Source organism: Burkholderia sp. IO2 (genome assembly GCF_029522185.1).
GTDB classification, from domain to species: Bacteria; Pseudomonadota; Gammaproteobacteria; order Burkholderiales; family Burkholderiaceae; genus Burkholderia; species Burkholderia cenocepacia.
Genome location: NZ_JAKWFH010000073.1, coordinates 1 through 18,020, shown reverse-complemented (window position 1 = coordinate 18,020; position 18,020 = coordinate 1). Strand labels below are relative to the sequence as shown.

Genomic DNA, 18,020 nt, shown 5'->3' with positions numbered 1-18,020 from the left:
TCGCCGCTGCCGCGCTATTCGATCGCCCGCGCGGCATCCCACAGCGGCTGCGCACCGCGCGCCGCATTCCACGCGGCAAACTGCGTGCGCCAAGCCTCGAACGGTTGCGCGAGCGGATGGCGCGGATCGTCGCTGAGCGAATACGCCATCCCTTCGATCAGCCAGCGCGGCTTGGTCACGACGGCCAGGTTGCCGAGCACCTCGGCCTGACGGTGATGGATCAGCTCGTGCGCGAGAAAATAGGTCTGCCAGCCGCGCGGTGCGATCACGATGCCGAAATCGCCGAGCGTCAGCGCCGCGCGCGTGCCGAGGCCGAACGCATCGGCGCACGCGCGCGTCGCGCAGAACACGATGCGCGGTGCGGCGCGGAACCCGCCGACGGCCGCCGCCGCGCGGGCGGCGCCGCCGCGATAGAGCTGCTGCGCGGCGCCGAGCTTCGCGGCATCGTCCGTGCAGATGTCGGCACGCGGGCACGACACGCCGGGAACCAGCGCGGGCACGACGACGCGCAGCGGCTTGACGAGCGCATACGCGGCAATCGGCAGCGCGACGAGCAGGCCCGTGAGGGCGAAAGCGACATGGGAGCGTTTCATCGAGGCGGCGGTTGCGTGGCGTGTTGTCGGCGTCCTTTGCGAGAACGCGACTATATCGGACCGGGGCTGCCTCCGGTCCTGCTATTCCTGACGGTTGGCTGCCGGGCAAGAAGCGGCTCCCGACACGCCCGGAACGATGCCGCTCAACATGGCGATTGCCCTTACGCGAGCTGCTTGTGGAAAATCGTCGTCGCGCAGAGCGCGCCGTCGGGCATCAGCGCATAGTTCGGCACGACGCCGACACGCTGCCAGCCGGCCCGCTCGTACAGCCGCTCGGCGTCGCCGCCCGTCACCGTGTCGAGCACGAGCACGGTCTTGCCGGCGTCGCGCGCGGCCGCGTCGGCCGCCGCCATCAAGCGCGCGGCGATGCCCTGCCGGCGCGCGTGCCGCGACACGAGCATCTTCGAGATGTCCGCGCGATGCGGCTGGTTCTCGGGCTGCGCGGTCACGACCTGCACGGTGCCGACGATCCGGCCCGATGCATCCTCGGCGACGAGCAGGATGCGCTCGTCGTTCGCAACGCCGTCGGCCACGCGCGTCCAGAACGCGACCGCGGTCGACCGCGCGATCGGCAACATGAAGCTGACGGACGCGCCGCCTTCGACGCAATCGATCAGCACGTCGGCCAGCGCATCGACGCAGGCCATCGCTTCGCTTGCGCCGACGCGGCGGACGGTAACAGGTTCGGTCATGCCATCTCCGGTAATCAGGTGGGCCGCATGCGCGGGTTCGGCATGGGCCGGAATCGGAACGAACGCCGGCCGGGCGTCGAGGCTCGCGCGACGACGGCAGACGTCCGGCGACGCAGCGCCCGATCGGCGCGCGTTACCGCCCCATCATCGTACGTGACGAAAATTTTCGCTGCAGCGTTTCCCGCATCGCCTACACTTAGCCAAATGGATAACTTTCAACCCGGCATCAGCGACGTCTTTCATGCGCTCGCCGATCCGACGCGCTGCGCGATCGTCAGCGCGCTCGGCCAGGGCGAGCGCACGGTCTCCGCGCTGGCCGCGCCGTTCGACATGGCGCTGCCGTCGTTCATGAAGCACGTTGCCGTGCTCGAGCGCAGCGGCCTCGTGGAAACCCGCAAAACCGGCCGCTCGCGCACCTGCGCGCTGGTCGGCAGCCGGCTGACCGAGGCCGAGGCGTGGCTCGCCGCGCAACGCGCGCAGTGGGAAGCGCGATCCGATCGTCTCGTCGAATTCGTCGAACGCCGTCACCAGGAGGAGCAAGATGCCAGCCAGCCACGTCGAACCCGCTGAAGCCCACGACCTCGTCATCACGCGTACGTTGCGCGCGCCGCGCCAGGCGCTGTGGCGCGCATGGACCGACCCCGATCTGCTGAAGGAATGGTGGTGCCCGAAACCGTGGACCACCGAGGTGCGCGCGTTCGACCTGCGGCCGGGCGGCGCCTTCCATACGTTCATGCGCGGCCCCGACGGCGGCACGAGCGACAATCCCGGCTGCTTCCTCGAAATCGTGCCGGAATCGCGCATCGCGTTCACGTCGATGCTCACGGGCGGCTGGCGGCCGCAGGCGCCGTGGATGGGCTTCACGGCAATCATCACGATGGCCGACGACGACGCGGGCAGCCGCTACGAGGCGCGCGTGATGCATCCCGACGCGGCGACGCGCGAGCGCCACGAAGCACTCGGCTTTTTCGAGGGCTGGAACACCTGCATCACGCAGCTCGACGCCTTCGCCGCGACCCTGCGCTGAACGCCGTCTCGCGTGCGGTCATTGCATGCCGCCGCGCCCGCGCCTAGGATTCCTGAAGGAAGCGTGACGACACGCCGGGCGCCGGCGTGCACCGTCGCGCGCGCTTCGCGGGAGGCCACATGTTGCACACGCACACGCATTCGACCCGGGTCAGCCGGCACCTGAACGCCCCGCGCGGGCGCGTCTACCGCGCGCTGCTCGATCCCCACGCGGTCGAACAGTGGAAAGTGCCCGACGGCATGACCTGCCGCGTGCATGCGTACGATGCGCGCGAAGGCGGCGCGCTGCGCGTGTCGCTGAGCTACGACGCGCCCGCGGCCGGCACCGGCAAGACCACCGCGCATACCGACACCTATCACGGCCGCTTCGTCACGCTCGTGCCGGACCAGCAGATCGTCGAGATCGACGTATTCGAAACCGACGACCCGCTGCTGCGCGGCGCGATGACGATCACGATCACGCTGTCCGACGAAGCGGGCGGCACACGCGTGGATGCCGTGCACGACGGCGTCCCGCCCGGCGTGCCGGCCGCCGACAACGAGACCGGCTGGCAGATGGCGCTGGCGCGGCTCGCGGCGCTGGTGGAAGCCGGGTGACGCGGCGTACGCGCGTCAGCCGAGCCGGTACGCGTGCGTGACCGTGCCGCGGAACAGCGCGTCGCGCTCGTCCGCGCCGGCCTGCGCGGTCAGACGCTTGAACGCGTTCCAGCCGTTCACGAACGAATACGACCCCTTGTCGACCGGGAAATTGCTCTCGAACATGCAGCGCCCGGGGCCGAACGCGTCGATGCAGGTCATCATCCACGGTTTCCACGCGTCGGCGAGCTGCGCCGAGGACGGCGGCTTCGCGCCTTTCTCGAAATCGAATCCGTTGATGCGCATCCCGAGGCCGCCGACCTTCACGTACACGTTCGGCAGTTGCGCGAGCGTGCGCATCGACGCCGACCAGCGCGCGAACACCTCCGGCCGCTTGTCCGCATAGCTGCCGATCCGCACGACGCCGCCGCAGTGATTGACGATGATCCGCGTGTCCGGGTTCGCCTTCGCGAGCTCGAACAATTCGGGCAACTGCGGGAAGAACAGCCACGCGTCGTACGACAGCCCGAGCGGCGCGAGCTGCGCGACGCCGGCCCGGTACGCGGGATCGAGCAGCAGCCCGCGCGGCACCGCCGACAGCGGATTGGCGAGCGTCGGATCGGCATCCCACGTGCTCAGGTGCCGCACGCCGCGAAACCGCCCGCGCCCCGCTTCGAGATGCGCTTCCAGCACGTCGCGCACGCGTTCGCCGAGCCGCAGGTCCGCATGGCCGACGATGCCTTTCGCGACCGCCACGGGGCCGTGCTGCAGCGGCTCGGTCACGCCGGCGACATAGGCCGTCTCGCCGACCGGCTTCAGCTCCGCGGGACCCGAATCGCGATAGCGCGTCTGCGCCTGCATGTAGACGGACGCCTGGATGTTGTGGCCCGAGCGCGCATCCTGCAGATAGTCGTCGAGCAGGTAGATCCAGCCCGGCCGTTCATAGAAGTGATGATGCGCGTCGACGATCGGCAGGTCGGGCTCGAGCGCGGGTTCGAGCGCCGACGCGAGCCAGTCGGGGCGGACCGCGAGGTAGTTGCTTTGCGTCATGCGGGAGGCTCCATCAGGGGCCGGCGTGTCGGCGAACGCGGGCAGCGCGAGCGAGGCGGCGGCCGCGCCGATCAACCGGCGCCGTTTGATCGAAAAGGTCATGTCATTCGCTCCGGTCGAACGCGTACAGCGACAGCGTGAGCAGTGTCGTGATCGCCAGCACGATCGCGAGGCCGAGCATCCCGGCGGTGAAGGTGCCGAAGCTGTCCTTCAGGTAACCGACGAGATAGGGGCCCGCGAAGCCGCCGAGCGCGCCGATCGAATTGATCAGCGCCAGCCCGCCGGCCGCGGCCTGGCCGGACAGGAAGCGCGACGGCAGCGTGTAGAAGATCGTGCGGCCGGCAATCGTGCCGATCAGCGCGAGCGTGATGCCGACGAGCGCGGGCCCGAGGGTCAGGAAATGGGTCGACACGCCGAGCGCCACCGCGCCGATGCACAATCCGATCGCCAGGTTCGCGACCGGGCCGCCGCGTCGGTCCACCCGCTTCGCCCACCACAGCAACGCGACCGTCGCGAAGAAGTACGGCACCGCGGACAGCCAGCCGGTCTGCATCGTCGACATCCCGTGCGCCTTCAGCATTTGCGGCAACCAGATGCCGATGCCGTACGAGCCCATCGTGAAGCCGAACGAGATCAGCGCGAGCACGTACACGCGTACGTCGCGCAGCGCGACGCCGAAGCGCTTCTTGCGGCCGGCGGCCGCGCCGTCACGCTCGAACGCACGCTGCAGCGCGGCCCGCTCGTCGTCCGACAGCCACGTCGCATGCTCCGGCGAGTCCGACAACAGTTTCAGTACGAGGAAACCGAGCGCGCACGCCGGCAGCCCTTCGACGATGAACATCCACTTCCAGCCGGCGAGCCCGAGCGCGCCGTCGAGCTGCAGCAGCCACGTCGACAGCGGGCCGCCGATCAGCGACGACAGCGGCGTCGACACGGTGAACCACGCCAGCACGCGCGTGCGATAGCTCGCGGGAAACCACACCGCAAGAAAGAAGATCACGCCGGGAAAGAATCCGGCTTCCCCGATGCCGAGCAGCAGCCGGATCGCATAGAAACTCGTCGGCCCGGTGGCGAGCGCGGTCGCGGCCGCCATCAGCCCCCACGTGATCATGATGCGGGCCAGCCAGCGGCGCGCACCGAAACGGTACAGCGCGAGATTGCTCGGCACTTCGAACACGCAATAGCCGGCGAACATGATCCCCGCGCCCCAGCCGAACTGCGTCGCGGTCAGCCCGAGATCGCGGTTCATCGTGAGCGCCGCGAATCCGACGCTCGTGCGATCCAGATAGTTGAAGAAATACGCGAGCGCGAGCAGCGGGATGAAGCGCCACGCGGCCTTGCGCACCGCACGTTGCTCGATCGACGCGTCGGTCTCGCGATCGGCGGCCAGCGCCGGGGAAGCGGATGTCATGGTTGTCTCCGTGAATGCGGCGAGCCTCCCCGCGCGGTGCGCGGCCGGGACGCCTTTGTTCGTTCGATGAATCGCGGCTGCGCTACGCGCTCGCCACTTCGTTCGCCGAAGGCGCGCCGCCCGGCGCGTCGCCGTGCGCGGCGGCTGCCGCGCCGTACTGCCCCGCCACGACGCCGGCATCGATCAGCGCACGCGCATCGTCCGGCGTGTAGCCGAGCTCGCCGAGCAGCGCGCACGTGTCCTGGCCGAGCGCGGGCGGCGCCGAGCGCAGCCGCAAGCGCTCGCCGGCGAGCGTCAGCGGCAGCAGCGCGGTGCGCGTGTCGACCGGCCGCCCGGCGCTGCTCGCGTCGGCCGGCAGCGTCACGGCTTCGAGGCCGCCCGTGGCCAGCAGATGCGGATCGTCGAACAGGTCCTGCGGCTTCGTGATCGGTGCGTAAGGCAGGCCGGTCGATTCGAAGATCGCGCCGATCTCCGCGGCCGAATACGGCGCCAGCCGCGAACGCAATTCCGGCAGCAGCCATTCGCGCGCCTGTACGCGCAGGTTGTTGGTCGCGAGGCGCGGATCGTCCTTCAGCGCGGTCAGGCCGAACGCGTCGCAGAACAGCGCCCACTGCGTGTCCGACACGACCGCGAGAAAAATCTGTTCGTCGTCCTTGACGGAGAACACGTCGTAGACGGCCCACGCGGAAATCCGGCTCGGCATCGGCGCCGCGGCCTGCCCCGTCACCGCGAACTGCATCATGTGCTGCGCGACGAGGAACACGTTGTTCTCGAACAGCGAACTCTGCACCTGCTGGCCGCGGCCCGTGCGCTCGCGCTGCGCGAGCGCGGCCATCGCGCCGATCGCGCCGAACATGCCGCCCATGATGTCGTTCACGCTCGCGCCCGCGCGCAGCGGCCGCCCTTCCGGGCCCGTCATGTAGGCCAGGCCGCCCATCATCTGCACGACCTCGTCGAGCGCGGTGCGATGCTCGTACGGCCCCGGCAGGAAACCCTTGTGCGATACGTACACGAGACGCGGATTCAGCGCGTCCAGCGCCGCGTAGCCGAGGCCGAGCCGGTCCATCGTGCCGCTCTTGAAGTTCTCGCTGAAGACATCCGCCGTCGCGACGAGCCGCCGCACGATCTCCAGCCCGCGCGGGTCCTTCACGTCGACCGCGAGACTCTTCTTGTTGCGGTTGAACATCCCGAAGAAGCCCGCGCCGGAACCGCGCAGCGCCCGCGTGCTGTCGCCCGCGATCGGCTCGATCTTGATCACTTCCGCGCCGAGATCCGCGAGCAGCATCCCGCACGTCGGGCCCATCACCATGTGCGTCATCTCGATCACGCGCACGCCCGCATACGGCAGCGCGGCAGCCTGTTGTCGATCGTTCATCGTGCGACTCCCGCTACGCATCCTTCCGGTTGTGGAGCCACCGCAGCGCGACCATCCGCATAGCGGAAACCCTTCGGCAACCCTGCGTCGGGCACGTGGCCATACAGCGCCTCGGACGGCAGCGCCGCATGCAGGATCGCGCGCGCGGCGAGCAACGCGTCGACGTCGACGCCCGTGTCGTAGCCCATCGCCTCGAGCAGGAACACGAGATCCTCGGTGACGATGTTGCCGGTCGCGCCCGGCGCATACGGACAGCCACCGAGGCCGCCCTGGCTCGCGTCGATCGTCGTCACGCCCGCATCGAGCGCCGCGACGACGTTCGCGAGCCCCTGCCCGCGCGTGTTGTGGAAATGCGCGCCGCCGGCCTTGTCGCCGACTTCGCGTTGAAGCCGCGTGAACAGCCGGCGCACCTGCGCGGGATTCGCATAACCGCTGGTGTCGGACAGGCCGATTTCGTCGACCCCGCATTCGGCCATCGCCACCGCCATCGCGATCGTCTCGTCGTCGGAGACCGTGCCCGCGATCGTGCAGCCGAACGCCACCGACACGCCCGCCTCGATCTGCACCGACGGAAACCGCGCGTCGCGCAACGCGACGATCGCGCGCACCTCGTCGATCATCTGCGCGGGCGTCTTGCGAATGTTCGCCAGCGAATGGGCTTCCGTCACCGAGACCGGCAGCGTCAGCTTGTGCACGCCCGCGTCGAACGCGCCCTCGGCGCCGCGCCGGTTCGGCGCGAGCGCGGCGACGTGCAGCCCCGGAATCGCGAGCGCGTGCGCCACGACTTCGCGGACGTCGGCCATCTGCGGAAGCAGCCTGGCCGGCACGAACGACCCGACCTCGATCTCGCGCAGGCCGGCCGCGGCCAGCGCGGTGATCCAGCGCAGCTTGGCGGCCGTCGGCATGACGGTCTCGATGCTCTGCAGCCCGTCGCGCGGCCCGACCTCGCTGACCAGCACCTTCGGATGTTCGGAAAGCTTCATTCGACACTCCATCGTTCTATCTGAAAGAACATAGTTCTGTTTGACAGAACTTTAAGCGCACGTCGGACGGGCGATAAGCGGGGTATACCCGTGAAATCGCGTTTTTCTGGAACTTGTGTTCTGCCAGATAGAACGATATAGTCGACCGACCCATCATTCGAAGGAAGCAGGCAGTGCCGAGGAATCCAGCAGTTCACGCCGGCGACGCATCCGATCCGGCGACCGAGGAAGCATCCAGCGGCGTCGCCGTGCTCGACCGTGCGTTCGCGATCCTCCGTGCGTTCGGCCAGACCGACGACCGGCTGTCGCTCGCCGAGTTGTCGCGCCGCACCGGGCTGTACAAGAGCACGATCCTGCGCCTGCTCGCCGCGCTCGAGCATGGCGGCTTCATGCGCAAACTCGACGACGGCCAGTACGCGATCGGGCACGAGCCGTTGCGGCTCGCCGCGCTGTACCAGCGTTCGTTCCGCGTCGGCCCGGTAGTCGAGCCGCTGCTCGAGACGCTGAGCCGCGAACTCGGGGAAACGGCATCGTTCTACGTGCGCCAGGGCGACGTGCGCTCCGTGCTCTATCGCGTCGAGCCCGCGCGGGCGGTGCGTGTTTCGATCCGCGTCGGCGAGGAGTTTCCGGTCGGCCAGGGCGCCTCGGGGAAGGTGCTGCTGGCCTTCACCGACACGCAGGACGCCCGCTGGCACGACGTGCGCGAACAGCTGTGGGCCGCGTCGTACGGCGAGCGCGACCCGGAGACGGCATCGGCGTCCGTGCCCGTGTTCAACGCGGCCGGCGAATGCGTCGGTGCGTTGACGGTGTCGGGCCCAAAATCGCGGCTCGCCGCCGCGCCGGCGATGACGGCGGCGCTCGCGATGCTGCTGCCGCTCGCGCAGAAGGCGACCGTCGCGCTCGGCGGCGCGGGCGCGCGCTACGACGCACCCGCCGTGCGCGACAGTCTCGCGCGGCTCGCGTCGTCAGCGGACGACACGGTCCGCTCGTAGGGCGTCGTCCGCATCCTGGCAGGTGACGCGGCAGCATGAAAGGCAACCGCATGCGACACTGGCCGCCGATGCACGCAGCGCGTCGTTCACCGGCACCGCGCCGCGCGTGCAACCGTCAACCGGACCCGCACGAGGAGACACCCGCGATGAACGCCGCGCGCACCGCCACCTGGTATTTCGATTTCGTTTCGCCGTTTGCCTACCTGCAACAGGAACAGTTCGACCGGTTGCCGCCCGCCGCCGCGTTCGAGCCGCGGCCGATCGTGCTCGGCGCGCTGCTCGCGCACTGGGGCCAGAAAGCGCCGGCGGAGATCGCGGCCAAGCGCGTGTTCACCTATCGCCACGCGCAATACCGCGCGGACAAGCTCGGCATTGCCTTCCGGATGCCGCCCGCGCACCCGTTCAATCCGATCAAGCCGCTGCGCCTCGCGATCGCGATGGGCAGCTCGCCCGACGCGATCCGGCGGATCTTCCGGCATATCTGGCGCGACGGTCAGGACGTATCGACGCCGGAAGGCTTCGCCGCCCTGTGCGAAGCCGTCGGTTTTCCGGAAGGTGTGACGGCCGTCGACGCCCAGCCGGTCAAGGACGCGCTGCGTGCGAACACGGATCGCGCGATCGCCGACGGCGTGTTCGGCGTCCCGACCTTCGTACTCGACGGCGACCTGTTCTGGGGCGAGGACGCGACCGACATGTTCGTCGACTGCGCGACGTCGCGCGCGTGGCTCGACTCGCCCGAGGTACGCCGCATCAGCGCGCTGCCGGAAGGCATCCGGCGCGGCTGACCGCGAGTCGCCACCGGCGCGCCGCCCGCGTCAGCCGTCACGCCCTTCGACGAGCGCCGGCACGGCCTCGCGCATCATCGCGACGAACCGCACGAGCCGCGACGGATAGAACTGCGCATGCGGATAGGTCAGGTAGACGGGCAGCGGCGCGGCCTGCCACTCGGGCGCGAGGTGCACGAGATCGCCGCGCGCGAGATCGCCGGCCAGCAACCATGACGATCCGACGCACGCGCCGACGCCCAGCAGCGCCGCGCTGCGCAGTGCATACAGGTTCGCGGTCGTGATGCGCGGGCGGATCGCGAGGCGCCGCGAGTCGCCGGTGGCCGCATGCGTCAGCAGGAGTTCGTTGCGGTAGTAGGTGCGCAGCGCGAGCCACGGCAGTGCGGCCAGCGCGTCCGGGTCGGCCGGCACGTCGGCGCCGTTCAGCACGGACGGCGCGGCGACCACGAAGCGCGGCACCTTGGTCAGCCGGATCGCGACCACGCCCGGATCGGTCGGCTCGCCGACCTGGATCGCGCAATCGATGCCGCTGCCGACGAAATCGCGCACCTCGTCCTGCAGCAGCCACTCGACCGACACGCGCGGATAGTCGCGCAGGAACTGCGCGAGCGGCACGACGAAACGCTCTTGCCCGAACGCGTGCGGCACCGCGACCCGCAGCAGCCCGTCCGGCTCCTCCTGCGCGCCGCGCAAATCGGCCTCGAACGCCGCCCAGCTCGCCAGCAGCTCCTTCGCCCGCTTGAAGCACCGCTCGCCGTCGACGGTTAGCCGCATCGCATGGGTCGTGCGTTGCAGCAGCCGCATGCCGAGCGAACTTTCCAGCGCCTGCAGCCGGCGGCTGATGGTCGGCTGCGTCGTATGCAGTTGCACGGCCGCCGCCGACAGGCTGCCGGCCTCGACTATGCGCACGAAGGTTTCCATCAGCTCGAAACGATAGCCGGCGCCGTCCACCGGCACCGTCTGAATGCGCGGAGACCCGCCAGCAGCGGGAGAGGATGAGGATTTTTCGGTCATGCGTGCAGCGTATAACAAATCTGCGCAAGGCGGCACTACCGTCGCCGGCCGCGTGCCGCCACACTCGCGTCCATCCCATTCTTCAACCGAGGATGTACGCGATGTTCACCCCTGCCCGTCTCGATACCGTGCCCCGCGTGGCGCACGCTCCGGCCCATCCGGCCGCCCATTCGATGCCCGATCGCCGGCTCGTGCTGCTGCTCGCGGCCGCCGCCGGCCTCGGCGTCGCTCCGCTCTACTACGCGCAGCCAATGCTCGGCGCGCTCGCACCCGATCTCGGCGCGTCGGCGCGCGCGATCGGCTTCGTGCCGACGCTCACGCAGCTCGGCTATGCGCTCGGCATCCTGCTGCTCGCGCCGCTCGGCGACCGCTTCGACCGACGCCGCGTGATCGTCACCAAGGCCGCCGCGCTGGTCGTCGCGCTGCTGCTGGCCGCCGTCGCGCCATCGCTCGGGCTGCTGCTCGCGGCGAGCTTCGCGATCGGCCTCGCCGCGACGATGGCGCAGGACGTCGTGCCGGCCGCCGCGACGCTCGCGCACGACGCGCATCGCGGCCGCATCGTCGGCACGGTGATGACCGGCTTGCTGCTCGGCATCCTGCTGTCGCGCGTCGTGGCCGGGTTCATCGCCGAGACGGCCGGCTGGCGCGCGATGTTCGCGCTCGCGGCGGTCAGCGTCGCCGCGATCGGCGCCGTGGCCGCACGCGGGTTGCCGCGTTTCGCGCCGACCACGCAGCTGCCGTATCGCGCGCTGATCGGCTCGCTCGGCGCGTTGTGGCGCGAGCATTCGGCACTGCGCCGCGCCGCCCTCGCGCAGGGGCTGCTGGCCGTCGGCTTCAGCGCGTTCTGGTCGACGCTCGCGGTGATGCTGCACGGTGCGCCGTTCCATCTCGGCAGCGCGGCCGCCGGTGCGTTCGGCCTTGCGGGCGCCGCCGGCGCGCTGGCCGCGCCGATTGCCGGACGCCTGGCCGACCATCACGGCCCCGAGCGCGTCACGCGCATCGGGATCGGCATCGCGACGGCGTCGTTCGCGTCGATGGCCGCCGCGCCGCTGATGTCGCCGCATGCGCAGCTCGTCCTGCTCGCGGTCGCGACGATCGGCTTCGATCTCGGCGTGCAGGCGACGCTGATCGCGCACCAGTCGATCGTCTACCGGATCGATCCCGCGTCGCGCAGCCGCCTCAACGCGGTGCTGTTCGTCGGCATGTTCATCGGGATGGCGGCCGGCGCCGCGCTCGGCAGTTCGTTGCTCGCGCAACTGGGCTGGAATGCGGTGACCGCGCTGGCCGTCGCGACGTCGCTGGCCGCGCTCGTCGTGCGGATGTGGCGCAACTGAGATCGGGCGTCGCGTAGCACCGGCGGGCAAGCCCACGAGGCTTGCCCGCTTTTTTTATATTTTTGATCGACGCGCATGACGCCGCGCCGCCCGGCAGCTTCATACCATTCCGGCACAGCAATCGTTCATCCGGCGCAAGGTCCGCACCGGCCGGTCGAATTGTCCAGTTCACCCAAATATTTTTCCGGCGTTCGTGCAGGTCCGCACGCAAACATCGGATGATTCGACCCTGCCGCACCGCACGGCGCGTTGCCATCCGGCCCCACCACCGAGCCCGGTGCATCAGGGGATTCCCGGTATTTTTTCGCATTTTCTTCGAAATAACGGGTGACATACTTGCCCCCCGTTGCGCTCCGTGCGAGCGCGCTTTCTGATCCAGCCGGCCGCCTGTCATGCGCTGCGCGTCCGCCCGGGTCGCACAGGACATGAACGATTTCGACACCACGATCCAGATCTTCCTCACCCACGTGACGTTCGGCCCGTTGATGAATCACGCGATCCGCGTGATCGCGGGCCTCTACACGTTCAAGGGCTTCGTGCTCATTCCCGTGCTGTGCTGGCTGTGGTTCCAGCCCGGCCCTAACCGCGAACGGCAACGCGAACGGGTCGTCGCCACCGTCGCGAGCGGGCTCGTCGCGCTCGCCGTCGGCCGCGTGCTCGCCCAGGTGCTGCCGTTCCGCGTACGGCCGATCTACAACCCCGACCTGCACCTGCACTTTCCGTCGGCCGGACTGCGCGCGGCGACGCTGCAGACATGGAGTTCGTTTCCGAGCGATCACGCGATGCTGTGGATGGCGATCGCGACCGGCATCTTCATCATCGCGCGCCGCGTCGGCATCGTCGCGCTGCTGTATTCGGTCGTGTTCATCTGCCTGCCGCGCGCGTATCTCGGCTTTCACTATCCGACCGACCTGATCGCGGGCGCGGCGATCGGCATCGCGATCGCGTGGCTGCTGACGCGCGACGCAATCCGCTCGCGCTTCGCGCCGCAGGTGCTGGAGATGATCCGGCGCTTCCCCGCGCCGGCCTATACGCTCGCGTTCCTGCTGTGCTTCGAGTTGATCACGCAGTTCGACGAACTGCTGACGCTCGCGCAGTCGGCCACGCGCACGATGTGACAGGCCGCCGCGCAATGGTGCTGCTGCTGTCGTTCCGTCGCCCCGGCGCGCGCTGCCGGCCATGCGCGGCGGCCGCGCGCCGTGCAACGGCCGCACCCGTCAGTCGCGATCAGGTGCACCGAGCGGAAAGAACGAACGATACGGCCGCGCCTCGTCGACCGCCCGCGCAAACGACGGCCGCGCGAGCAGACGCTGGCGGTACGCGATCACGTTCGCGAACGCCGGATCGATCCGGTGCGTCCAGTCCGCGTAGAACAGGAACGGCGCCGCGCCGCAATCGGCGAGGCTGAAATGGTCGCCGGCCGCCCATTCGCGCTCGGCCATCGTCCTGTCGAGCCACGCATACGACGTCTCGAGCATCGCGCGCGCATCGGCCACCCCGCGCGCATCGCGCTCGGCTTCCGGCCGCAGCGCATCGAACACGACCTTCTGCTGCGGCGTCGCCACGTAGTTGTCGAAGAAGCGGTCCATCGTCCGCACCTCGAGCGCGGCGCGCGGATCGTCGGGCAGCAGGCGCACCGGGCCCGGATGGTTCAGGCCGAGATATTCGATGATGATCGACGCCTCGATCACCGTGCGGCCCGCGTCGACGAGCACCGGGAAGCGCTTCAGCGGCCACAGCGCGGCCAGTTCCTGCATCGGCTTCGGGTCGTCTTGCGCGAGCACGCGATAGTCGAACGGCGTGCCGTTCTCGTATAGCGCGGTCAGCACCTTCTGGCAGTAGGACGAAAAGGGATGGGCGTAAAGCGTCGGCATCATCGTGGGGTCTCTCTGGGTTTCGGCGCCGCGTCGTGCGGCGCCACGTGATCGGATACCTTGACGACGAACGGCGCCCGGCCGTTTCGACATCGGTCCGACATTTTTTCGAGGGACTGGCTGGGCCGCTACGATCGGCCGTCCATCACGACACGCCCTTCGGCGCGCCAGCGCAGCATCCCGCCGCCGAGATTCGCGACCGCGTCGAAGCCGGCCTTCCTGAGGATCACGGTCGCCTGCGCGGAGCGCCCGCCGGCCCGGCATACGGTCACGACCGGCCGGTCGCGCGCGATCTCGCCGGTGCGCGCGGCCAGTTCGCCGAGCGGGATCGGCGTCGCGCCCGGCAGATGGCCGAGCGGACCGGTGAATTCGTCCGGCTCGCGCACGTCGACGACCTGCACGGCCGGCAGATGATCCTCGAGCCATTGCGGATCGATTTCCCAGAAGCCGGCGAACGTATAGACGAGCGGCGCCCAGTCGGCTGCCGCCTGCGCATCGGGCGCGTTCGCGGCGACCCCGCACTGCAGGTTCGCCGGCACCGCGACGTCGATCTGACGCGGATGCGCGAGCCCGAGGTTGCGCATGTAGCCCGCGAAATCGTCCTCGCTGAGATCGCCGCCGAGGCGCGGGTTGAAGCGCCGCTCCTCGCCGACGCTCGTCACCGTGAGCCCGCGATAGTCGTGCGCCGGGTACAGCAGGCACGCGGCCGGCAGCGTGAAGAGCCGGCCGTGCACCGCGCGATACAGCGCGCGCGGGTCGCCCTGCTGGAAGTCGGTGCGGCCGGTGCCGCGGATCAGCAGGCAATCGCCGGTGAACGCCATCGATTCGTCGTCGAGCACGAGGCTGATGCAGCCGCTCGTGTGGCCGGGCGTCGCGCGCACGGTCAGGTAGCGTGAACCGAATGCGCAGCGATCGCCGTCGTTCAGGTAGCGGTCGGCGCCTTGCGCGCCGCTCGCGGCCGAGATCGCGATCGCGCTGCCGGTGCGCTGCTTCAGCAGCCAGGCGCCCGTCACGTGATCGGCATGCACGTGCGTGTCGACGGTCGCGACGAGCCGCAGCCCGAGTTCGTCGAGCAGCGCCGCGTCGCGGCGTACCTGCTCGAACACCGGATCGATCAACAGCGCCTCGCGCGATGCGCTATCGGCGAGCAGATACGTGTACGTCGACGATTGCGGGTCGAAAAGTTGCCGGAAGATCATGGCTCGGTTGCTCCGTCGCTTGTTCTTCAGTGGAGTGTAGCCGGGCTCGTGTGCCGCCTGTCGTCGTCGGGCACCGGCATCGGCATGACGACATCGCCGCCGCGTTTCGCGCATGCATACAGCGTAGATCAAAATGCCCGCGCCGCAGCGCATCCCATACGCGGCAACCGATTCCGGCGACGAATCGCGCATGGCGGGACGATTCGCCGCGCCGGGACGGCGGCCCACGCTGCCTTACACTACGGCCTGTTCTCGTCTCCGCTCACAGGAATGCCCCCGACATGTCGATGACGATCGATCCGAAGCAGGCCGCCGCGCTGCTGGCCGTCGCCGACACCGGCAGCTTCGAGCAGGCGGCCGTGCGCCTGCACGTGACCGCGTCCGCCGTCACGCAGCGGGTCCGCGCGCTGGAAGCGAGCCTCGGCACGCCGCTCGTGCTGCGCACGCGGCCGTGCCGCCCGACGGTGGCCGGACAGCGCGTGCTGCAGCACCTGCGCCGCGTCGCGTTGCTGCAGGCCGACCTGCAGAGCACGCTCGCGACCGAACGCGAATCGCCGATCTCCGTGACGATCGCGCTGAACGCCGACAGCCTCGGCACCTGGTTCCTGCCCGCGCTGACGTCCGTGCTCGCCGGCGAACGGATCCTGTTCGAGCTGATCGTCGAGGATCAGGATCACACGTTCGCGCTGCTGGAAAGCGGAATGGCGGTCGGCTGCGTGACGACCGAGCCGAAGCCGATGCGCGGCTGCATCGCGACGCCGCTCGGCACGATGCGCTACCGGCTGCTCGCGGCCGCCGCGTTCGCGGTGCGCTGGTTTCCGCGCGGGCTGAACCGCACGAGCGCACGCAAGGCCCCCGTCGTCGCGTATTCGCGGCGCGACACGCTCCAATCGTCGTTCCTGAAGGAGAAGTTCGGGCTGCCGGACGGCGCCTACCCGTGCCATTACGTGCCGGGCACTCATGCGCACTTCGCTGCGGTGCGGCACGCGCTCGGCTACGCGATGGTGCCGGAGCCGCTGATCGGCACCGCGCCGCTCGATACGCAGGGGCTCGTCGATCTCGCGCCCGCGCATCCGACCGACGTCACGCTGTACTGGCACGCGTGGACCGTGCAGTCGCCGACGATGGCGTCGCTGTCGGAGCGGGTCGTCGAAGCGGCGCGCCGGTTGCTCGCGCCGCTGCCGTAACGCGCCGGCAGCCGCGCCGGCGATCGATACGGTCGGCCGGCGCGGTACGCACTCCGACGAGAAAGTCGGCCGCGCCGCCTATACTTTTTCCATCGGCCTCGCGAACGCGCCGCGCGGCCGATCGTCCAGGTCCGGCCGTTCCCTTTCATGTGAGGAGAACATCATGTCCCGCCGCTATATCGATTGCCGCGAGTTTCCCAGCGCGATGCATTGCTCGGTCGCGATTTCCGCCGACTCCGACAACGAACTGCTGGAGGCCGCCGTGCAACACGCGGTCTCGGTCCACCAGCACACCGACAGCGCCGAACTGCGCACGCAGCTGAAATCGCTGTTCCACGACGGCACGCCGCCCGCCGACACGCCGCGGCAGGCGTAATCCGCCGGCACGGCAACGATCGACCGACGACGCGCCGCGTCAACCCTCCGCGTCCTGCGTCATGCCCCGTCGCGCCGGCCCGTCGCCGGCCGACGCACTCCGCTTCACGCGCGCCGCTGCGAGAAGTACTCGCCGACCGCGCCGAGGAACGTGTCGATGTCCGCGCGCGACACGTCGCAGTGGGTGACGAAGCGCGACGCATACAGCATCTGCGTGAGAATCCCGCGTTCCTTGAGCCATGCCTCGAGCGGCGCGCAATCGGCTTCGGGGAATTGCGCGAACACCATGTTCGTCGCATGCGACAGCACCTTCACCGAGTCGATGCGCGCGAGCCCTTCGGCGAGATGCGCGGCATTCGCGTGATCGTCCTCGAGCCGCTCGACGTTGTGATCGAGCGCATACAGGCACGCCGCCGCGAGAATGCCCGACTGCCGCATCCCGCCGCCCAGCACCTTGCGCCAGCGCTGCGCGCGCTCGATCAGCGCACGGCTGCCGACCAGCACCGAGCCGACCGGTGCACCGAGCCCTTTCGAGAAGCAGATCGACACGGTGTCGAACGGCGCGCACAGCGCGGCGATCGGGCGACCCGATGCAACCGCCGCATTGCAGACGCGCGCGCCGTCGAGATGCGTGGACAACCCGCGGCTGCGCGCGAACGCGACGGCTTCCTGCACATAGCCTTCCGGCAAGACCTGGCCGCCGATCGTGTTTTCGAGCGCGAGCAGGCGCGTGCGGGCAAAGTGATTGTCGAGCGGCTTGATCGCCGCGGCGATCTTCGCAAGCGGCAGCGTGCCGTCCGGCGCGTTCTCGATCGGTTGCGGCTGGATGCTGCCGAGCACGGCCGCGCCGCCGCCTTCGTACTTGTAGGTGTGCGCGAGCTGGCCGACGATGTACTCGTCGCCGCGCTCGCAATGCGACATCAGCGCGGCCAGGTTGCTCTGCGTGCCGCTCGGGAAGAACAGGCCGGCTTCCTTGCCGGCCCGCTCGGCCGTCACCGCCTGCAGGCGCAGGACGGTCGGGTCGTCGCCCCAGACGTCGTCGCCGGTTTCGGCGGCGGTCATTGCAGCCAGCATCGCCTGGCTCGGACGTGTCACGGTATCGCTGCGCAAATCGATCATCGCTGTGCCCTGAGAAAACGCGAGCCGGCATCCCTGCGTCCGGCCCTGCCGAAAACGAGACTCAGAGTGTACGCAATTCACGCAGCGCGTGCCGATGGAGGCACGCGATCGCGCGGATCAGTATCGCGGCGGCGGCGGCTGGACGCCCGCCGGCGGCATCGGCGGCGCCGCGCGCGGCGCCGTGCCGTATCCGCTACCGCCATACCCGCCGCCGCTCCCCCCGCTCATGCCGCCCGGCACCGGCACACGGTTGCCGGTCGCATACATGCACTGCAGATACGCATAGTCGTAGCGGCGCTGGACGTCGTAGGCCGAACCCTGCGCGGCGCCCGCACCGACGACGCTGCCCGCGAGCAGCCCCGCGCCCGCGCCGACCGCCGCGCCGGTGCCGCCGTTGAACGCGGCGCCGGCCGCCGCGCCGAGCGCGGTGCCGAC

General features: G+C 69.7%; 19 protein-coding genes and 1 pseudogene. 9 read left to right on the top strand and 11 right to left on the bottom strand.

The genetic code is table 11. The annotated features are described in order from the left end of the window. Positions 1 to 14: 14 nt before the first annotated feature. Together MMB92_RS31335 and MMB92_RS31330 are read right to left on the bottom strand one after the other, a co-directional pair. Complete coding sequence (locus MMB92_RS31335; protein ID WP_277563168.1) at positions 15 to 593, bottom strand: hypothetical protein; 579 nt, start codon at positions 591 to 593, stop codon at positions 15 to 17. A 161-nt stretch (positions 594 to 754) separates the two neighbouring features. Beyond that, the gene (locus tag MMB92_RS31330) at positions 755 to 1,285 is read right to left on the bottom strand and encodes a GNAT family N-acetyltransferase (protein WP_006496199.1); all 531 of its coding nucleotides are present in this window, start codon (positions 1,283 to 1,285) and stop codon (positions 755 to 757) included. A 204-nt stretch (positions 1,286 to 1,489) separates the two neighbouring features. Between MMB92_RS31330 and MMB92_RS31325 the strand changes: the two genes are divergently transcribed. The 3 genes from MMB92_RS31325 to MMB92_RS31315 all read left to right on the top strand — a co-directional run bounded on the left by MMB92_RS31325 (position 1,490) and on the right by MMB92_RS31315 (position 2,908). Then, on the top strand, positions 1,490 to 1,855 hold the full coding sequence (locus tag MMB92_RS31325; RefSeq protein WP_058902401.1) for a metalloregulator ArsR/SmtB family transcription factor: 366 nt from the start codon (positions 1,490 to 1,492) through the stop codon (positions 1,853 to 1,855). Then, the gene (locus MMB92_RS31320) at positions 1,827 to 2,312 is read left to right on the top strand and encodes an SRPBCC family protein (protein ID WP_060265505.1); all 486 of its coding nucleotides are present in this window, start codon (positions 1,827 to 1,829) and stop codon (positions 2,310 to 2,312) included. Before MMB92_RS31325 ends, MMB92_RS31320 begins: the two co-directional genes overlap by 29 nt. 119 nt (positions 2,313 to 2,431) lie before the next feature. Further along, the gene (locus tag MMB92_RS31315) at positions 2,432 to 2,908 is read left to right on the top strand and encodes an SRPBCC family protein (RefSeq protein ID WP_006496196.1); all 477 of its coding nucleotides are present in this window, start codon (positions 2,432 to 2,434) and stop codon (positions 2,906 to 2,908) included. Positions 2,909 to 2,923: 15 nt separating this feature from the next. On the opposite strand, the gene MMB92_RS31310 is transcribed toward MMB92_RS31315, so the two are convergent. From MMB92_RS31310 to MMB92_RS31295, 4 genes are all read right to left on the bottom strand, one after another. Continuing rightward, positions 2,924 to 4,039, bottom strand: a complete 1,116-nt coding sequence (locus MMB92_RS31310) for an amidohydrolase family protein (protein WP_048987724.1) — start codon at positions 4,037 to 4,039, stop codon at positions 2,924 to 2,926. A 1-nt stretch (position 4,040) separates the two neighbouring features. Continuing rightward, positions 4,041 to 5,348, bottom strand: a complete 1,308-nt coding sequence (locus tag MMB92_RS31305; RefSeq protein WP_006496194.1) for an MFS transporter — start codon at positions 5,346 to 5,348, stop codon at positions 4,041 to 4,043. 82 nt (positions 5,349 to 5,430) lie between these two features. Further along, a complete protein-coding gene (locus MMB92_RS31300; protein ID WP_006496193.1) occupies positions 5,431 to 6,723 on the bottom strand; it encodes a CaiB/BaiF CoA-transferase family protein in 1,293 nt (430 codons plus the stop codon). Further along, the gene (locus MMB92_RS31295) at positions 6,720 to 7,706 is read right to left on the bottom strand and encodes a hydroxymethylglutaryl-CoA lyase (RefSeq protein WP_080324355.1); all 987 of its coding nucleotides are present in this window, start codon (positions 7,704 to 7,706) and stop codon (positions 6,720 to 6,722) included. Before MMB92_RS31295 ends, MMB92_RS31300 begins: the two co-directional genes overlap by 4 nt. A gap of 173 nt (positions 7,707 to 7,879) precedes the next feature. Here MMB92_RS31295 and MMB92_RS31290 point away from each other — a divergent pair, with 173 nt between their 5' ends. Together MMB92_RS31290 and MMB92_RS31285 are read left to right on the top strand one after the other, a co-directional pair. Then, entirely contained in the window at positions 7,880 to 8,698 is an 819-nt protein-coding gene (locus MMB92_RS31290; RefSeq protein WP_006490799.1) for an IclR family transcriptional regulator, read from the top strand. 146 nt (positions 8,699 to 8,844) lie between these two features. Continuing rightward, on the top strand, positions 8,845 to 9,483 hold the full coding sequence (locus MMB92_RS31285) for a 2-hydroxychromene-2-carboxylate isomerase (RefSeq protein WP_006496191.1): 639 nt from the start codon (positions 8,845 to 8,847) through the stop codon (positions 9,481 to 9,483). Between the two features lie 30 nt (positions 9,484 to 9,513). On the opposite strand, the gene MMB92_RS31280 is transcribed toward MMB92_RS31285, so the two are convergent. After that, positions 9,514 to 10,497 carry a LysR family transcriptional regulator gene (locus MMB92_RS31280; protein WP_077021845.1) on the bottom strand — a complete coding sequence of 328 codons (984 nt, stop codon included), beginning with the start codon at positions 10,495 to 10,497 and terminating at the stop codon, positions 9,514 to 9,516. Between the two features lie 101 nt (positions 10,498 to 10,598). Between MMB92_RS31280 and MMB92_RS31275 the strand changes: the two genes are divergently transcribed. Together MMB92_RS31275 and MMB92_RS31270 are read left to right on the top strand one after the other, a co-directional pair. Continuing rightward, on the top strand, positions 10,599 to 11,831 hold the full coding sequence (locus MMB92_RS31275; RefSeq protein WP_277563167.1) for an MFS transporter: 1,233 nt from the start codon (positions 10,599 to 10,601) through the stop codon (positions 11,829 to 11,831). 425 nt (positions 11,832 to 12,256) lie between these two features. Next, positions 12,257 to 12,949 carry a phosphatase PAP2 family protein gene (locus tag MMB92_RS31270; protein ID WP_048987776.1) on the top strand — a complete coding sequence of 231 codons (693 nt, stop codon included), beginning with the start codon at positions 12,257 to 12,259 and terminating at the stop codon, positions 12,947 to 12,949. Positions 12,950 to 13,048: 99 nt separating this feature from the next. On the opposite strand, the gene MMB92_RS31265 is transcribed toward MMB92_RS31270, so the two are convergent. Further along, entirely contained in the window at positions 13,049 to 13,708 is a 660-nt protein-coding gene (locus tag MMB92_RS31265) for a glutathione S-transferase family protein (protein ID WP_060265523.1), read from the bottom strand. Positions 13,709 to 13,833: 125 nt separating this feature from the next. Beyond that, positions 13,834 to 14,904 carry an MBL fold metallo-hydrolase gene (locus MMB92_RS31260; protein WP_006496188.1) on the bottom strand — a complete coding sequence of 357 codons (1,071 nt, stop codon included), beginning with the start codon at positions 14,902 to 14,904 and terminating at the stop codon, positions 13,834 to 13,836. A 281-nt stretch (positions 14,905 to 15,185) separates the two neighbouring features. Here MMB92_RS31260 and MMB92_RS31255 point away from each other — a divergent pair, with 281 nt between their 5' ends. Both MMB92_RS31255 and MMB92_RS31250 read left to right on the top strand, forming a co-directional pair. Next, entirely contained in the window at positions 15,186 to 16,091 is a 906-nt protein-coding gene (locus MMB92_RS31255) for an HTH-type transcriptional regulator ArgP (protein ID WP_006490811.1), read from the top strand. 163 nt (positions 16,092 to 16,254) lie between these two features. Then, entirely contained in the window at positions 16,255 to 16,467 is a 213-nt protein-coding gene (locus tag MMB92_RS31250; RefSeq protein WP_006480352.1) for a DUF1059 domain-containing protein, read from the top strand. 104 nt (positions 16,468 to 16,571) lie between these two features. On the opposite strand, the gene ltaE is transcribed toward MMB92_RS31250, so the two are convergent. Then, the gene (gene ltaE, locus MMB92_RS31245; RefSeq protein ID WP_062885033.1) at positions 16,572 to 17,585 is read right to left on the bottom strand and encodes a low-specificity L-threonine aldolase; all 1,014 of its coding nucleotides are present in this window, start codon (positions 17,583 to 17,585) and stop codon (positions 16,572 to 16,574) included. 117 nt (positions 17,586 to 17,702) lie between these two features. Then, positions 17,703 to 18,020 (bottom strand): annotated as a pseudogene (locus MMB92_RS31240) (hypothetical protein); the annotation flags it as partial.

Bases quoted from the DNA above. Each gene is read 5' to 3' on its own strand.
- MMB92_RS31335 (WP_277563168.1), bottom strand. From the start codon at position 593: ATGAAACGCTCCCATGTCGCTTTCGCCCTCACGGGCCTGCTCGTCGCG.
- MMB92_RS31330 (WP_006496199.1), bottom strand. From the start codon at position 1,285: ATGACCGAACCTGTTACCGTCCGCCGCGTCGGCGCAAGCGAAGCGATG.
- MMB92_RS31325 (WP_058902401.1), top strand. From the start codon at position 1,490: ATGGATAACTTTCAACCCGGCATCAGCGACGTCTTTCATGCGCTCGCC.
- MMB92_RS31320 (WP_060265505.1), top strand. From the start codon at position 1,827: ATGCCAGCCAGCCACGTCGAACCCGCTGAAGCCCACGACCTCGTCATC.
- MMB92_RS31315 (WP_006496196.1), top strand. From the start codon at position 2,432: ATGTTGCACACGCACACGCATTCGACCCGGGTCAGCCGGCACCTGAAC.
- MMB92_RS31310 (WP_048987724.1), bottom strand. From the start codon at position 4,039: ATGACCTTTTCGATCAAACGGCGCCGGTTGATCGGCGCGGCCGCCGCC.
- MMB92_RS31305 (WP_006496194.1), bottom strand. From the start codon at position 5,348: ATGACATCCGCTTCCCCGGCGCTGGCCGCCGATCGCGAGACCGACGCG.
- MMB92_RS31300 (WP_006496193.1), bottom strand. From the start codon at position 6,723: ATGAACGATCGACAACAGGCTGCCGCGCTGCCGTATGCGGGCGTGCGC.
- MMB92_RS31295 (WP_080324355.1), bottom strand. From the start codon at position 7,706: ATGAAGCTTTCCGAACATCCGAAGGTGCTGGTCAGCGAGGTCGGGCCG.
- MMB92_RS31285 (WP_006496191.1), top strand. From the start codon at position 8,845: ATGAACGCCGCGCGCACCGCCACCTGGTATTTCGATTTCGTTTCGCCG.
- MMB92_RS31280 (WP_077021845.1), bottom strand. From the start codon at position 10,497: ATGACCGAAAAATCCTCATCCTCTCCCGCTGCTGGCGGGTCTCCGCGC.
- MMB92_RS31275 (WP_277563167.1), top strand. From the start codon at position 10,599: ATGTTCACCCCTGCCCGTCTCGATACCGTGCCCCGCGTGGCGCACGCT.
- MMB92_RS31270 (WP_048987776.1), top strand. From the start codon at position 12,257: ATGAACGATTTCGACACCACGATCCAGATCTTCCTCACCCACGTGACG.
- MMB92_RS31265 (WP_060265523.1), bottom strand. From the start codon at position 13,708: ATGATGCCGACGCTTTACGCCCATCCCTTTTCGTCCTACTGCCAGAAG.
- MMB92_RS31260 (WP_006496188.1), bottom strand. From the start codon at position 14,904: ATGATCTTCCGGCAACTTTTCGACCCGCAATCGTCGACGTACACGTAT.
- MMB92_RS31255 (WP_006490811.1), top strand. From the start codon at position 15,186: ATGTCGATGACGATCGATCCGAAGCAGGCCGCCGCGCTGCTGGCCGTC.
- MMB92_RS31250 (WP_006480352.1), top strand. From the start codon at position 16,255: ATGTCCCGCCGCTATATCGATTGCCGCGAGTTTCCCAGCGCGATGCAT.
- ltaE (WP_062885033.1), bottom strand. From the start codon at position 17,585: ATGATCGATTTGCGCAGCGATACCGTGACACGTCCGAGCCAGGCGATG.